The following is a 14,098-nucleotide window of genomic DNA, read 5'->3' as shown; positions in this document are numbered from 1 at the left end:
CCGCCTTTGGTCCTTGCCTCTTCCATCGCTAGTAACGCGCCTCCGGGTCCATTTAGCCATGCGAGTTGCGCTGCATCTCCTCCAGGCTGGCGCCCCCGAATTTCTCCTGCATGGCATCGGCGACGACGAAGGCCACCACCGCTTCACCGATCACGCCGGCGGCGGGCACGGTGCACACGTCCGACCGCTCCTTGGCGGAATCGAACGCTTCCTTGGTCTCGATGTCCACCGACATGATCGTACGCATGAGCGTCGCGATGGGCTTGAGCGCGCCGCGGACGACGATTTCCTCGCCTTCGGTCATGCCGCCCTCGACGCCGCCGGCCCGGTTCGTTTCGCGGTAGAACCGTCCGCCTTCGTAGAAGATCTCGTCGTGGACCTCGGAACCGAGGACCCGGGTCACGCCGAAGCCCAGCCCGATCTCCACGCCCTTCACGGCCTGGATGCTCATGACGGCCTGGGCCAGGCGGCCGTCGAGCTTGCGGTCCCACTGCACGTGGCTGCCGAGGCCGGGCGGCGCGTTCAGCACCTTGACCTCGAAGACCCCGCCGATCGTGTCCTTGAGGGACTTTGCCCGGTCGATCTCCTCGATCATCTTCTGCGCGGCGTCTTCGTCGGCGCAGCGTACGGGCGAGGCTTCGGCCCGTTCGATGATTTCATCGTTCGACAGGCCGCTCACGTCCGCGTCCACCTGGCCGATCCGCACCACGTGGCTGAGCACGCGTATCCCGAAGGCTCCGAGGAGGGACCGCGCGATCGCGCCGACCGCGACGCGCATGGTCGTCTCCCGCGCGCTTGCCCGTTCCAGGATGTCCCGCAAATCGCGGCGGTCGTACTTCAGTCCGCCCGCGAGATCGGCGTGGCCGGGGCGGGGCCGGGTCACCCGCCGCCTCACCGGGCCGTCGGTCTCCTCGATCGCCATCACGTCTGTCCAGTTCTGCCAGTCCCGGTTCTGCACGACGAGAGAAACCGGTCCGCCCATGGTTCTTCCGTGGCGCACGCCGCCCCGGATCTCGATCGTATCGGTCTCGATCTGCATTCTCCGGCCCCGTCCGTAGCCGCCCTGGCGCCGTTTCAGGTCCCGGTCGATGTCTTCCGCGGCCACCGGCAGCCCCGCGGGCAGGCCTTCGAGGATTGCCGATATGGCCGGTCCGTGTGATTCGCCTGCGGTCAGGTATCGCAACATGCCTACTCCTCCCGGGCCTTCCTGCGCCTTAGCTGTTCCTCCAACGCGCTCCTCATCACTTCGACCGGCGCCGCGCGGCCGGTCCAGATTTCAAAAGACGCCGCGCCCTGGAACAGCAGCATGCCGATGCCGTTCGAGGTCGCCGCGCCCCGTGACCGGGCGATTCGCATCAGTCCGGTCTCCGCCTGGTCGTAACGCGAGTCGTAGACGAACTGCCCGCTGGTAAACCAGTCGCTTTCCAGCGACAGATCCCCTGGGATCGCGTTGATCACCAGGTCGACCTCACGGACCGCGGCTCCGAGATCTGATGGCGACAGTGTGATCGCCTCCGCGCCACCCACCGAAGCCGTGTCCCGGGCCCGGTCCGTGTTGCGCGCGGCAATGGTAATCGATGCGGCCCCCTGTCCGCGGGCCATGGCGCAGGCCGCCCGGGCCGCGCCGCCCGCACCCAGGATCAACATCCTCGAACCCGCGACGGCAACGCCTTCTTCCCCGAGCGCCCGCAACAGTCCGGCGCCGTCCGTCGACGTGCCGGCGAGACGGCCCGATCGGTTCGAGATGGTGTTGACCGAACCGATCCTGCGTGCCTCTTCGGACACCTCGTCCAGGTAGGGCAGCACGTCCGTCTTGAGCGGCTTGGTCACGTTGACCCCCGCCAGCCCCAGTCCCCGGATGCCGTCGACAGCCCGCCGCACTTCGGTGGCTGCGATTTCGAAGGTTACATACACGTAGTCCAGTCCGCAATGGCGAAAGGCCGCGTTGTGCATGGCTGGCGAAAGCGTATAACCGATGCCCTGCCCGCATACGCCGACCACGCGGGTCGATCCCGATATGGCGGGGCCGATGGGCCCGTTTTCATGCGTAGAGATCATAAAGGCCGCCTCGCCGCCTCCACGAAAGCCCCGATCTTGCCGTGGTCCTTGCGGCCCGGTTCCCGCTCCACGCCGCTGCCCGTATCCACGCCGTAGGGCCGAACGCTGCGCACGGCCTCGGCCACGTTGTCCGGATTCAGCCCACCGCTCAGGATGACGCGGTGGGGACTGTCTTCCACGAACCGCCAGTCGAAGGTGGTTCCCGTGCCGCCGTACCGGTCTTCGGCGAACGTATCGAGCAGTACCGCGTCGACAGGATAGGCCGCCGCATCGGATTTCCACGATGCGTCCCTGACGCGGAAGGCCTTGATGACCGGTCGCTTCATTGCTTCGCAGAAACCCGGCGGTTCGTCGCCGTGGAGCTGCACGACCCGGATGCCCGCGGCCTCGCAGATACCGTCCACGTCGTCGGCCGCCGCGTTTACGAACACGCCCACCGGGACGACAAAGGGCGGCAGTCCGGCCACGATTTCCGCGGCCCGTTCCGGCGCCACGCAGCGGGGACTGCCCCCATAGAAAATGAACCCGAGCGCGTCCGCGCCCGCGCGAACCGCCGCCGCGGCGTCCGCCTCGTTCGTGATGCCGCAGATCTTGATCCTGACCGTATTCATGGCCCTGCCCCCGGGGTAGCCGTTCCACCTCGGATCCCCTGCTGTGCCTTCGCGGCGGACCGGCCCAGCAGGGCGTCAAGTTGTCCGCCGATCTCCTCAGCCCCCATCAGGGACTCGCCCACGAGTACGGCATCGAATCCCGCCTCCTGCAGCCGAAGGACGTCCGCGCGCCCATGGATCCCGCTCTCGCTGACGGTCACGATGCCCCCGGGGATGCGCGGACGGAGACGCAAAGACGTATCCAGCGAAACGGTGAAGTCCGTCAGGTCCCGGTTGTTGATGCCGATAATGCGGCTGCCCGCCGCCAGGGCCCGGTCCAGTTCCCTCTCGTCGTGCACTTCCACCAGGCAGTGCAGGCCGCAGGCCGCCGCGGTCCGCTGCAGGTCCGCAAGGCGGGCGTCGTCCAGGATGGCCGCGATGAGCAGCATGGCGTCCGCGCCCAGCGCCGCGGTCTCGTGGACCTGGTACTCGTCCACGATGAACTCCTTGCGCAGCACGGGCACGGGAACGCACCGCCGGAGTACCGCCAGGTCCTCGTCGCTGCCCTGGAAGAACCGCCGGTCCGTCAACACCGATATGGCCGAAGCGCCGTGGGCCGCGTAGACCGGCCCGATCTCCGCGGGCGCCGCGTCGGGACGGATCGCGCCTCTCGACGGCGAGGCCTTCTTGAATTCGGCGATGACCCCGATGCCGTCGCCCTGTTTCAGCGCACGGTCGAAGGGGCGGATGTCGCGGCGGCGAACGGGCTCGCCTTCGGGCGGGGGCACGGGCAGGGGCACGCGCCGCTTCCGGTCTTCGACCTCTTCGATCTTATGCGCTACGATCCGATCCAGGATATTCATGGCTCTTGTGTCTTTCCCATCCCGTTGCCCGGGGCCGACGCGCGGGGTTCGGCGCACGCGGTCCGGGGGGTCATTCGCCGGTCATGCGGACCAGCGCGTCGAGTTTCTCCCGCGCCCCGCCGGTGTCGATAGCCCGGGCCGCCTTTTCGATACCCTCTTCGAAGTCCTCCGCGGCGCCGCCGGCCACGATCGCCGCCGCGGCGTTAAGCAGGACGATGTCCCGTCGGGGGCCGGACTCCCCGGCCAGTACGGACCGGATGATCTCCGCGTTCTCTTCCGCCTCGCCCCCTCTGAGGTCCTCGATGGACGCCCGCGGCAGGCCGAAATCTTCCGGCGCGACGTCATAGGTCCTCACGACGCCGTCCCGGGCCTCCGCCACGTGGGTCGGCGCCGTGGTAGTGAACTCGTCCAGCCCGTCCGCGCTGTGCACCACGAAAGCGTGCTCCGCCCCCAGGTTGTTCAGCACGTGGGCGGCGGTCTGGATGACGCCCGCGTCGTATACGCCCATGACCTGGGCCGTGGTCCCGGCCGGATTGGTCAGCGGTCCCAGCAGGTTGAGCACCGTCCGCACACCGAGCTCCCGGCGCGGACCGCTCGCGAACCGCATGGCCGAGTGGAGGGCCGGGGCGAACATGAACCCGATGCCGATCTCGTCGATGCAGGCGGATACCTTTTCCGGAGGCAATTCGATATTGACGCCCAGGGCCGTCAGCACGTCGGCGCTGCCCGCCTTGCTGGAAGCCGCGCGGCCGCCGTGCTTGGCGATGAACGCGCCCGCGGCCGCGGCGACGAAAGCCGCCGCCGTCGAGATGTTGAACGTATGCTTTCCGTCGCCGCCCGTGCCGCAGGTATCCACGATGGGATAGGCCTTGCAGTCGATCCGCGTGGCCCTGGCGCGCATGACCCTGGCGAACCCGGTGACCTCCTCGATCGTCTCGCCCTTCAGCCGGAAGGCGACGAGGAACGCGCCGATCTGCGCCGGCGTGGCGTCCCCCGACATGATCCCGTTCATGACCTCCACGGCTTCCGCTTCGGTCAGCGAGGCCCCTTCAATCGCCTTCGCAATCGCTTGCTGTATCATGTAACCCCGTCTCCTTCGCGTAGCTTGAAACCCGGTCGCGGGGACGAACGCCGCTATCGCCCCACCGCCTGCCGCACGATCTCCATGGTCGGGCGGGCCAGTTCCCGCGCGTTGCAGGCGCCCGCTTCCAGCAAGCGGTCGATGCGGGACCGGTCGGCCATCAACTCCTCGTAAACCGCCCTGGGGCGTTCCAGTAAACCATCGATGAGATCGAACAACTCTTCTTTGGCCGCTTTCCAGGTGATCCGGCCCTGCACCAGCCGGCTTCGCATCGTCTCGGTCCGGTCCCCGTCCGCGAACTGCCTGAAGATCTGGAATACGAGCGACGTCCCGGGGTCCTTGGGCGCGCCGGGCGGACTCGAATCCGTCTTGATCCCGAATATGGCCCTGCGCAACTGTTCGCGCGACCCGAAAAGCGGTATGGTGTTGTTATAGGCCTTGCTCATCTTTCTGCCGTCCGTGCCGGGAATCTCGGCCGTTGTAGGATCGGACAGGTACAGCGGCAGGGTGAGCACGTCGCCGAAGCTCCGGTTGAAACGCGCGGCGATGTCCCGGGCGATCTCGATGTGCTGTTCCTGGTCCCGCCCCACCGGCACATACTTCGTCTGGAACAGCAGGATGTCCGCCGCCATGAGTATGGGATAGGAATACAACCCCATGTTCACCCCGGCGTCCGCGTCCCCGGCGTCCCCGGCGTTAGCGTCCCGGGCGTCCCCACCGTCCGTGCCCCCGCCGCCTCTGGTGTCCGCGCCCCCGCCGCCTCGCGTGTGGACTCGCGTGTGTCGGTCCACCTGCGCCTTGTACGCGTGGGCGCGGTTCATCAGGCCCTTCGACGTCGAACAGGACAGGATCCATGACAGCTCGAACACCTCGGGCACGTCCGACTGGCGGTAGAAGACCTGGCGTTCGGGATCCAGCCCGCAGGCGATCCAGGTCGCGGCGAGTTCGTGGCACAGGTCCCTGAAGCGCACGGGGTCCTTCACGAGCGTCAGGGCGTGGTAGTCCGCCAGGAAATACATGGCATGTGCTTCGGGCGACCGCCGCGCGAGTTCCAGCGCGGGCCGGATGGCGCCGATGTAGTTGCCGAGGTGCGGACTGCCCGTCGGCTTGATGCCCGTCAGGATGACTTCGCGCCGGTTCATGGGCCGGTTCATGGACCGGTTCGTGGGTTGGTTCATGGTCCGCCCTCCCGGCTCGCGTCCACCGCATCGGCCTCTTTAACCAGTTTCCTGAAGACGTTGTCGATGAGACGTATGCCGATCCCGTCCTTGAGCGTCATGATGGATTCGGGATGGAACTGCACCGCCGCCACGGGCATCGTGCGATGTTCGATGGCCATGACGACGCCGTCCTCGGTCTCCGCCGTGACCGAAAGTTCCGGCGGCAGCCGATCGCGGTCGGCGTACAGCGAGTGGTATCGGCCTACCGTGAATGACCGGGGGAACCCTTCGAACAGTGTCCCGGCCTGCCCGGCCTGCCCGGCCTGCCCGGCCTGCCCGGCCAGGACAGTCACGCGCGACGCCTTCCCGTGCATGGGATAGGGCAGCACGCCCAGGGTGCCGCCGAAGTACTCGACGATACCCTGCAGCCCCAGGCAGACGCCGAAGATGGGCAGCGTCCGTTCCAGCGCCGCGTCGATGGCCAGCGCCACGTCGAAATCCGACGGTTGGCCGGGACCGGGCGACAGAAAGACCAGGTCCGGGGCGTAGGCGTCCATGAGTTCCGTCAGCCTGGACCGCGAGATGCCCGTCCGGACCGTCATGACGTCGGCGCCGGTCTGGCGCAGGTAGTTGGCCAGCGTATGCACGAAAGAATCCTCGTAGTCGACCAGAAACACCCGTTTCCCCGCACCCGAGTTTTCCGCGGAACCGGTATGCTGCGAATCCCCGCCCGATCCTCGGGGGCGCCGGATCGCGTCGATGAATGCCATGGCCTTGAGTTCCGTCTCCCGCTCCTCGTCCCCGGGATCGGAGTCGATCAGCAGCGTGCTCCCGGCCCTCACTTCGGCGATCCCGTCTTTGATGCGTATGGTCCTCAGGGTAAGCCCCGTGTTCATGTTTCCGTCGAATCCGAGGAATCCGATCGCGCCTCCGTACCACGAGCGGTAGGACCGTTCGTTTTCTTCAATGAACCGCATGGCCCAGATTTTCGGCGCGCCGGTCACGGTGACCGCCCAGGTGTGCGCAAGAAAGGCGTCCAGCGCATCATACTCCGGCCGCAGAATGCCTTCCACGTGGTCGACCGTGTGAATGACCCGCGAGTACATCTCGATCTGCCGCCGGCCGATGACCCGGACGCTTCCGGGCACGCAGATCCGTGACTTGTCGTTCCTGTCCACGTCCGTGCACATGGTCAGTTCCGAGTCCCCTTTCTCCGAACTCAGCAGCTTGAGAATCTGGTCGGCGTCGCTTAGCGCGTCGTTCCCCCGGCTGACCGTGCCGGCGATGGGACAGGTCTCGATGCGGATCCCTTCGCCCCGGACGAACATCTCGGGCGAAGCGCCGACCAGGTATTCCCGCTGTCCCAGGTTGATGAGCGTGGCGTAAGGCGCGGGATTCCGTTCCCTGAGGCGGCGGAAGATCTCGGAAGGCGGGTCCGGGCATGACTCGTAGAAGGTCTGGCTGGGGACGACCTCGAACAGATCGCCTTTCCTGAAGTATTCGTGCGCCTGTCGCACGACATCCCCATACTCGCCCTTCTCGTACTCTCTGCCGGTCGCGGCGCGACCTCCGCGGTAGGACTGGACGGCGCCTTCCCTGGGCAGGCCCTGGGTGGACCGGTCGCCCGTATCGAATTCGTAATCGTACCGGACGGCCACCTCGCGGTTGTGATCGACCGTCACCAACCGGTCAGGCAGGTAGAGCACCAGGTCGCGCTGGTCCGCCGGACGGCTCAGCCGGTAGTCCATGGGTTCGAACTGAAAGGCCAGGTCGTAGCCGAAGGCGCCGTAGAGGCCGAGATGATGCTCGTCCGGGCAAGAGAAGAGGTCGATGATCCCCCGCAGGATCGAGAAAACAGAGGGTTGCCGGCTGCGCTGCTCTTCCGGGAAATATCCGCCGGGCGAATGCACCTCGCCGTAGACGCGGTCTTCGCGAAGGGCAACGGTACGCGTGGCCCGCAGACTTTCGACCTGCGCAAGGATCGCCGGCAGCAACACCCTGCCCCGGGCGTTCAGGGCCTCGATACGAAAGGCGTTCTCCCGGGTTTCGATCCGGATCGGCGGATCGAAGAACCCCATGTCCCACCGGGTATACCTTCCGGGATACTCGTAACCGGACGCGAACAGGGCGCCCAGGCGGGCATCGAGCGCGTCGATTACAGGTTCAATGGCTTCGTCCGGGGAAAGATGCTCGGCGTACCGCTTGACGGAAACGCCGCCCCCGGTCTGGTATTCGATGGCTTCCAGGTGTATATGGGTAACACGCATGGTCCTGTCCCGCTCCCGGTGAACCGTTGCTGTAGTATCCCCAACCCTTTAGCGGCCCGTCTTCGATTCACCCAAAAACAAAAAAGGCCGCTACCTTGTGAGGGTAGAGGCCGGTCAAATCAACGAAGGATGAATCTACTTCAATCAGGCGCCGCTTCGCATGACATGCCGCCTCGTCCCGTAAAAAGGCCACCAGGTAAACAGATCGCTCTGCTTCCGCCAAGCGTAGAATCGGGATGACCGGGAGGAACTTGCGGCTGTCATTTCAGTCCATTACTCGATGTGAAAACCATTCGGCTGCCTTATGTCGAATGGGGCATTATAGCGCGGTACGGCGGCGAAGTCAAGGTTTTTTCTCATCAAGAAAACAGTTGCGAATTCGAGGGGCAGCCTGTACCATGCTGGCGTTGCATTAGCAGTCCGAGTCGGCCTTTGGATACGGGCTTCGCGTACCGCTGACGCAGTCCGAGTCGGCCTTTGGATACGGGGTGCGCCGAATATGCAGGACAGGGAACCCGGTCTGTTCAGGAAGTGGTTCTGGAATACCTATGATTACCTGGGAACGCTGATCGTGATCAACATCCTCTGGCTGCTGCTTGCCCTGCCGCTGGTAACCCTTCCCCTCGCCTTCGCCGGACTGTTCCGGGTCACCGGACGTATCGCGGCCTACGAAGAAACGGGCATCGGGGACTTCTTCGCCCACACCCGCGGAGATCTGCGCCGGAGCTTTCTGCTCTGCGGCATGTACGCTGGCGTCCTGATCCTCCTCGCGGCCAACGTGCTCTTCTACGTACAGCTCATGGAAGACAGGCCATGGACGGGAGCGATATTGAGCGGCGTGATGATGTGGTTGATCGTCTTCGTCTGCATGACGGCCGCATACGCGCTGCCCCTCATGCTGCGCGAACAAGCACCAGTCCGGCAGATCGTCCGGACGAGCGTATACCTGGTCGTGGACAACCCGCGGCATTCCTTCGCGTTGTTGCTGGCCGGTTCCCTCGTCATGGTTTTCAGCCTGGCCAGCGGCATCGGGCTGCTCTTTCTGGGGCTCGGCGCCATCGGCGTCCTGTTCAGCACCGGGCTGAGGGAAGTCCTGAAACGATATGAACAGAGGGAGGCCGGCGTCCTGGAGGAAGCGCGTGGATGGCGGGACCTGCTCCGCCCATGGGGGTATTCATGATGGGGAAGGAGGCCCGCGGCGACGCCGGGGAGGCCACCGCGCCGTTCATCGTGATCGAAGGGATCGACGGTGCGGGCAAGACGACCCAGTTGAAGCGGCTCAGGCGGTGGATGGAAACCCGTTACGGCGGTCCGGTCCATACCACGGGAGAACCCACGAACCGGCCCATCGGAAGACTGTTGAAGGACGCCCTTCAGCGCCGGGTGGAACTCGACGGCATTTGTCACGCGCTGCTGTTCGCGGCCGATCGGATCGACCACGTCAAATCGGAAATCGAATCCCACATACACCGCGGAATCCCCGTGCTGTGCGACCGGTATTTCCTCTCGTCCTTCGCCTACCAGTGGCGGGAGATGCCCGGCGAGTTGGACTGGATCGAGTCGATCAACGCCCGGGCGATCCACCCCCACCTGACCCTGCTGATTGACGCGCCCGCCGAAGTCTGCATGGACCGCATACGCCGGGCGCGGCCGGATACCGAACTGTTCGAAGATCTCGAAACGCTCCGCGCCATCCGCGAAAACTACCTGGAACTGGCGCGGCGGAGAAGCGCCCTGGACCACATCCGGATCATCGACGGCGCGCGCACGCCCGACGAAGTGCAGGAGGAAGCGCGCGCGCGGGTGGAAGAAGTGATGCAACCCTCCTGCAGCGGATAGCGCCATGCTGACCTACATTCTCCGGTTCGTAATGAGATTCCTGGCGGGGATCCTGATCCAGCAGGCCCTTCGTTTCCTGGCCGCCATGGTCATGCGTCCCCCCCGGCCGGCCCGTCCGGAGCCCGAACCCCGGTCCCGGACGCCGAAGAAGCCGAAGACAACCATCGATCCGAGGAATATCGAGGAAGGCAAGTTCGAGGACATCTCCGGGAAGTGACACGGTGGGCTAAGTAACACCGCGAGCAAAGTAACACCGTGAGCAAAGTAACACCGTGAGCAAAGTAACACCGTGAGCAGAGGATGCTTAGAAACTTCACCTGGATCATACCCCGTCGGCTGGCCGGCATGGCCCTGCCGACGAGTGCCCTTCGAGGTCGCGCGGGCGCTGCGGCGGACCCCGCGCTGGTACAGGACCTGATGCGCCTGAAGGAACTGGGCGTACGCACCGTGGTGTCCCTGACCCGCGAACCGCTCCACGGGGGGACGCTGGACCACTGCGGGATCCAAAGCCTGCACATACCCGTGGAGGACATGACGGCGCCTTCTCCGGAACAGATCCGTCGGGCCGTCGAGTATATCGATGAACATATAGAACAGGGCGGCGTGGTCGTACACTGCATGGCGGGCATAGGCCGCACCGGAACCGTCCTGGCCGGTTATCTCGTCTGGCGGGGGTCCACGCCCGAAGCCGCCATAGCGGAAATCAGAAACAGCCGGCCCGGTTCGGTGGAGACCTTCGACCAGGAGTCGTCGATCTTCCGGTTCGCCGAGTCCATGGCCGGGCACAAAGCGTAGGAAACACGCGCGCAGGAAGAGACGCGCCAGGGAGGCAACCAGCCCCATGTTCACGATCGCCGTAATCACCGACGAAGTGTCCCAGGACCTGGACAGGGTCATCGCATTCGCCCGTGATTTCAACCTGGACGGGATCGAGATCCGATCGATCTGGGACAAGCCACCCCAGGATCTTGACGACGACGAGATCGCCCGGATCAGGGACCGGACCGGTGAAGCCGGACTGGCGGTCGTCGGCGTGGCGCCACCCTTCTACAAATGCGACATAGATGACGACGCCTCGTACAGGGAACATCTCGGAATCCTCCGCAGGAGCATACGGGTCGCCCGGGGTTTGGACACGCCGCTGGTCCGCGTTTTCGCCTTCTGGAAACAGGATCCCCTCGATAAGTACTGGGACCGGATTGTCGAACGGTTCCTTGAACCTGTCCGTATCGCCGAGGGCGAGGGCGTCGTGCTGGGACTGGAAAACGAAATGTCCACCATGATCGGCACCGGCGCGGAGACCCGGCGTTTGATCGACGCCATGGATACACAGGTCGTCAAACCTCTCTGGGATCCCTGCAACGAACTGTTCGACGACGACGGTCACGCACCTTATCCCGACGGCTACGATCACATCCGGTCGGACATGTATCACATGCACATCAAGGATGGGGCCAGGGGCACGGACGGTGGGTACGTCAATGTTCCCATGTGCGAAGGTGAAATAGACTACCGCGGTCAGTTCGCCGATCTGGTCGAGCGGGACTACGAGGGTTGCGTGTCACTCGAGACCCATTGGCGCATCGGACCGGAGCAGATCGAACAGACCCTGCTTGAATTGCCGGGTGGAAAACAGTTTTCGGAGGCCGGTGAAGCGGCCTCCAGGATCTGCATGCGGAATACGCTGGACCTCCTGGCCGACCTGGGCGTTGAGCGGTCCGGCCGGCCCGCGTGACGCACCGACCCGAGTCGCGGTTCAACCGGAAAGGGAAGAAAGGGAATAAGATGAAAGACCACCCGTACAGGACGCACACCTGCGGCGAATTGCGGCAGACCGACGATGGAACGCGGGTGCGGATCGCCGGCTGGGTGCACCGCAAGCGGGACCACGGCGGCCTGCTCTTCATCGACCTGAGAGACCACTACGGGGTCACGCAGGTCGTCATCACGCCGGAAAGCGGATTCCACGAGGATGCGGGAGACCTGCGTTCGGAGAGCGTCGCCACCTTTACCGGCGAGGTGATCCTGCGGGCGGAGGATGCGATCAACCCCAACCTGCCCACCGGGCACATCGAGGTGAAGGCCGATTCCATGACGGTGCTCAGCGCCGCGGATGCCCTGCCCCTGTCGGTCGCCGACGAGCGGGAATACCCGGAGGCCACCCGGCTGACCTACCGCATGCTGGACCTGCGCAGGGAGCGGCTGCACCACAACATCATCATGCGGTCGCGCATCATCGCGAGCATTCGGCGCCGCATGACGGAAATGGGTTTCAACGAGTTCAACACGCCCATCCTCACCAGCAGTTCGCCCGAGGGCGCCCGGGACTACCTGGTCCCGAGCCGCGTGCATCCCGGCAAGTTCTACGCCCTGCCCCAGGCGCCGCAGCAGTTCAAGCAGCTGCTGATGATCTCGGGGTTCGACCGGTATTTTCAGATCGCCCCGTGCTTCCGGGATGAAGACGCCCGGGCCGACCGGTCGCCGGGCGAGTTCTACCAGCTGGACGTGGAGATGTCCTTCGTCGAGCAGGACGACGTCTTCGAAGCGCTGGAAACCCTGTTTTACGGCCTGTTCACCGAGTTCAGCGACTGGGACGTAACCGCCCCGCCCTTCCCGCGCATCCCTTACCGCGACGCGATGCTCCGGTACGGGACCGACAAGCCCGACCTCCGGTTCGGCCTGGAGATCGAGGACGTCACCGAGGCCTTCCGGGCGTCGGAATTCAACGCCTTCCGCCAGATCGTCGACAAGGGCGGCGTCGTCAGGGTCCTGGCCGTCCCGGACGTGGCCGCTCGGCCCCGCAGTTTCTTCGACAACCTGGACCGGACCGTGAAAGAGGATTTCGGGGGACGGGGCGCGGCGTACATCTCCTTTACCGAGGACGGGGTCAAGGGTTCCATCGCCCGCGTGCTGGACGGACCGACCCTGGAACGGCTGAAATCCGTCATCGAACCCGAAACGGGGGCCTCGTGGTTCTTCGTGGCCGACGCGGAGGAACGGGCCGTCGACGTGGCGGGCCGGCTCCGTCTGCATTTCGCCGACCTGCTCGACCTGCGGGAACCGGGCGCCTACCGCTTCTGCTGGATCGTCGATTTCCCCATGTACGAGCACGACACCGAATCGGGCAAGGTGATCTTCTCGCACAATCCCTTCTCCATGCCCCAGGGCGGCCTCGAAGCCCTGGAGACCACGCCGCCCCTCGATGTCCTGGCCTATCAGTACGACATTGTATGCAACGGTACGGAGCTGTCCAGCGGCGCCATCCGGAACCACCGGCCCGACATCATGTACCGGGCCTTCGAAATCGCCGGTTACTCGGCCGGCGAGGTCGACGCGGAGTTCGGCGGCATGATCAGCGCGCTGAAGTACGGCGCGCCGCCCCACGGCGGCATCGCTCCGGGCATCGACCGCATCGTCATGCTCCTCACCGACGAGACCAATCTCCGGGAAGTCATCGCCTTCCCCCTGAACCAGAACGCCCAGGACCTGCTCATGGGCGCGCCCGGGGAGGTCAGCGAAAAACAGCTCCGGGAACTCCACATCCGCCTTCGGCGTTAGCCCGGCCCCGACTCCATTTAATTTCACTTACACCCTTGACATTGGCAGGGATGTTCATTATATTTACCTGTCTGTGTTCTTGAGCTGCTCAAGATGCGGATCCGTACTGATTATAATGGGCCACCATAGCTCCAATGGCAGAGCGGCTGATTTGTAATCAGTAGGTTCTCGGTTCGAATCCGAGTGGTGGCTTTCAGGCAGCCAGGGGAGGTTCCAGAGCGGTCAAATGGGACGGACTGTAAATCCGTTGGCTCAGCCTTCGCAGGTTCGAATCCTGCCCTCCCCATGTTTCGCTAAGGGGTCCGGCTGACCAGCAGCTTCAGAACGAAGACCGGCGGGAATAGCTCAGTTGGCTAGAGCATCAGCCTTCCAAGCTGAGGGTCGCGGGTTCGAGTCCCGTTTCCCGCTCTAAAGGTCCCGAGTCCAAGGTTCGGAATAACTGAAGGTTTTTGCCGCAGAACGGTAAAAACTTATCTGAACCTTGAACGAAAGCGCCCTTGTAGCTCAGTTGGTAGAGCAACACCATGGTAAGGTGTAGGTCGCCGGTTCAAGTCCGGCCGAGGGCTTCGGTGCTGACTTAGAAGACGTTTACGTTTCGTTAACCCAGCCGGTTCAGGAGAAAGACTCCATGTCGAAGGAAAGATTCGAGCGTACCAAGCCCCACGTGAACATCGGCACGATC

The 14,098-nt window shown here is 64.6% G+C and carries 13 protein-coding genes and 4 tRNA genes; 10 read left to right on the top strand and 7 right to left on the bottom strand.

Features of this window, described 5'->3' with window-relative positions; all coding sequences use genetic code 11:
• Positions 1-52 precede the first annotated feature (52 nt).
• From aroC to F4Z81_15845, 7 genes are all read right to left on the bottom strand, one after another.
• Positions 53-1,183 carry a chorismate synthase gene (gene aroC / locus F4Z81_15875; protein MXW06524.1) on the bottom strand — a complete coding sequence of 377 codons (1,131 nt, stop codon included), beginning with the start codon at positions 1,181-1,183 and terminating at the stop codon, positions 53-55.
• A gap of 5 nt (positions 1,184-1,188) precedes the next feature.
• Positions 1,189-2,058: a shikimate dehydrogenase gene (gene aroE, locus F4Z81_15870; GenBank protein MXW06523.1), complete on the bottom strand. Its 870-nt coding sequence runs from the start codon at positions 2,056-2,058 to the stop codon at positions 1,189-1,191.
• Positions 2,055-2,669: a phosphoribosylanthranilate isomerase gene (locus F4Z81_15865; protein ID MXW06522.1), complete on the bottom strand. Its 615-nt coding sequence runs from the start codon at positions 2,667-2,669 to the stop codon at positions 2,055-2,057. The genes aroE and F4Z81_15865 overlap by 4 nt, the downstream gene beginning before the upstream one ends.
• Entirely contained in the window at positions 2,666-3,511 is an 846-nt protein-coding gene (trpC, locus tag F4Z81_15860; GenBank protein ID MXW06521.1) for an indole-3-glycerol phosphate synthase TrpC, read from the bottom strand. Before trpC ends, F4Z81_15865 begins: the two co-directional genes overlap by 4 nt.
• A gap of 70 nt (positions 3,512-3,581) precedes the next feature.
• Positions 3,582-4,592, bottom strand: coding sequence for an anthranilate phosphoribosyltransferase (gene trpD / locus F4Z81_15855; GenBank protein MXW06520.1), 1,011 nt, complete (start codon positions 4,590-4,592; stop codon positions 3,582-3,584).
• Positions 4,593-4,645: 53 nt separating this feature from the next.
• On the bottom strand, positions 4,646-5,734 hold the full coding sequence (trpS, locus tag F4Z81_15850) for a tryptophan--tRNA ligase (GenBank protein ID MXW06519.1): 1,089 nt from the start codon (positions 5,732-5,734) through the stop codon (positions 4,646-4,648).
• Between the two features lie 32 nt (positions 5,735-5,766).
• Positions 5,767-8,019 carry an anthranilate synthase component I gene (locus F4Z81_15845; GenBank protein ID MXW06518.1) on the bottom strand — a complete coding sequence of 751 codons (2,253 nt, stop codon included), beginning with the start codon at positions 8,017-8,019 and terminating at the stop codon, positions 5,767-5,769.
• Between the two features lie 499 nt (positions 8,020-8,518).
• Here F4Z81_15845 and F4Z81_15840 point away from each other — a divergent pair, with 499 nt between their 5' ends.
• From F4Z81_15840 to F4Z81_15795, 10 genes are all read left to right on the top strand, one after another.
• Positions 8,519-9,199, top strand: coding sequence for a DUF624 domain-containing protein (locus F4Z81_15840; GenBank protein MXW06517.1), 681 nt, complete (start codon positions 8,519-8,521; stop codon positions 9,197-9,199).
• Positions 9,163-9,858, top strand: a complete 696-nt coding sequence (gene tmk / locus F4Z81_15835; GenBank protein MXW06516.1) for a dTMP kinase — start codon at positions 9,163-9,165, stop codon at positions 9,856-9,858. Before F4Z81_15840 ends, tmk begins: the two co-directional genes overlap by 37 nt.
• 4 nt (positions 9,859-9,862) lie before the next feature.
• Entirely contained in the window at positions 9,863-10,075 is a 213-nt protein-coding gene (locus F4Z81_15830) for a hypothetical protein (GenBank protein MXW06515.1), read from the top strand.
• Positions 10,076-10,158: 83 nt separating this feature from the next.
• A complete protein-coding gene (locus F4Z81_15825) occupies positions 10,159-10,653 on the top strand; it encodes a protein phosphatase (GenBank protein ID MXW06514.1) in 495 nt (164 codons plus the stop codon).
• 46 nt (positions 10,654-10,699) lie between these two features.
• Complete coding sequence (locus tag F4Z81_15820) at positions 10,700-11,593, top strand: sugar phosphate isomerase/epimerase (protein MXW06513.1); 894 nt, start codon at positions 10,700-10,702, stop codon at positions 11,591-11,593.
• Positions 11,594-11,643: 50 nt separating this feature from the next.
• Positions 11,644-13,416, top strand: a complete 1,773-nt coding sequence (aspS, locus tag F4Z81_15815; GenBank protein MXW06512.1) for an aspartate--tRNA ligase — start codon at positions 11,644-11,646, stop codon at positions 13,414-13,416.
• Positions 13,417-13,535: 119 nt separating this feature from the next.
• A tRNA-Thr gene (locus F4Z81_15810) sits at positions 13,536-13,608 on the top strand.
• Between the two features lie 12 nt (positions 13,609-13,620).
• Positions 13,621-13,702: transfer RNA gene (locus F4Z81_15805), tRNA-Tyr, on the top strand.
• A 48-nt stretch (positions 13,703-13,750) separates the two neighbouring features.
• Positions 13,751-13,824 (top strand) — tRNA-Gly (locus F4Z81_15800).
• 85 nt (positions 13,825-13,909) lie between these two features.
• Positions 13,910-13,982 (top strand) — tRNA-Thr (locus F4Z81_15795).
• Positions 13,983-14,098: the final 116 nt, after the last annotated feature.

This window comes from Gemmatimonadota bacterium, from assembly GCA_009835325.1.
Classification (GTDB): domain Bacteria; phylum JAAXHH01; class JAAXHH01; order JAAXHH01; family JAAXHH01; genus JAAXHH01.
The sequence above is the reverse complement of the archived record's forward strand: the minus strand, read 5'-3'. Positions and strand labels throughout refer to the sequence as shown.

Bases quoted from the DNA above. Each gene is read 5' to 3' on its own strand.
- tmk (MXW06516.1), top strand. From the start codon at position 9,163: ATGGCGGGACCTGCTCCGCCCATGGGGGTATTCATGATGGGGAAGGAG.
- F4Z81_15865 (MXW06522.1), bottom strand. From the start codon at position 2,669: ATGAATACGGTCAGGATCAAGATCTGCGGCATCACGAACGAGGCGGAC.
- trpC (MXW06521.1), bottom strand. From the start codon at position 3,511: ATGAATATCCTGGATCGGATCGTAGCGCATAAGATCGAAGAGGTCGAA.
- F4Z81_15830 (MXW06515.1), top strand. From the start codon at position 9,863: ATGCTGACCTACATTCTCCGGTTCGTAATGAGATTCCTGGCGGGGATC.
- aroE (MXW06523.1), bottom strand. From the start codon at position 2,058: ATGATCTCTACGCATGAAAACGGGCCCATCGGCCCCGCCATATCGGGA.
- F4Z81_15820 (MXW06513.1), top strand. From the start codon at position 10,700: ATGTTCACGATCGCCGTAATCACCGACGAAGTGTCCCAGGACCTGGAC.
- F4Z81_15845 (MXW06518.1), bottom strand. From the start codon at position 8,019: ATGCGTGTTACCCATATACACCTGGAAGCCATCGAATACCAGACCGGG.
- aspS (MXW06512.1), top strand. From the start codon at position 11,644: ATGAAAGACCACCCGTACAGGACGCACACCTGCGGCGAATTGCGGCAG.
- F4Z81_15825 (MXW06514.1), top strand. From the start codon at position 10,159: ATGCTTAGAAACTTCACCTGGATCATACCCCGTCGGCTGGCCGGCATG.
- trpS (MXW06519.1), bottom strand. From the start codon at position 5,734: ATGAACCGGCGCGAAGTCATCCTGACGGGCATCAAGCCGACGGGCAGT.
- trpD (MXW06520.1), bottom strand. From the start codon at position 4,592: ATGATACAGCAAGCGATTGCGAAGGCGATTGAAGGGGCCTCGCTGACC.
- F4Z81_15840 (MXW06517.1), top strand. From the start codon at position 8,519: ATGCAGGACAGGGAACCCGGTCTGTTCAGGAAGTGGTTCTGGAATACC.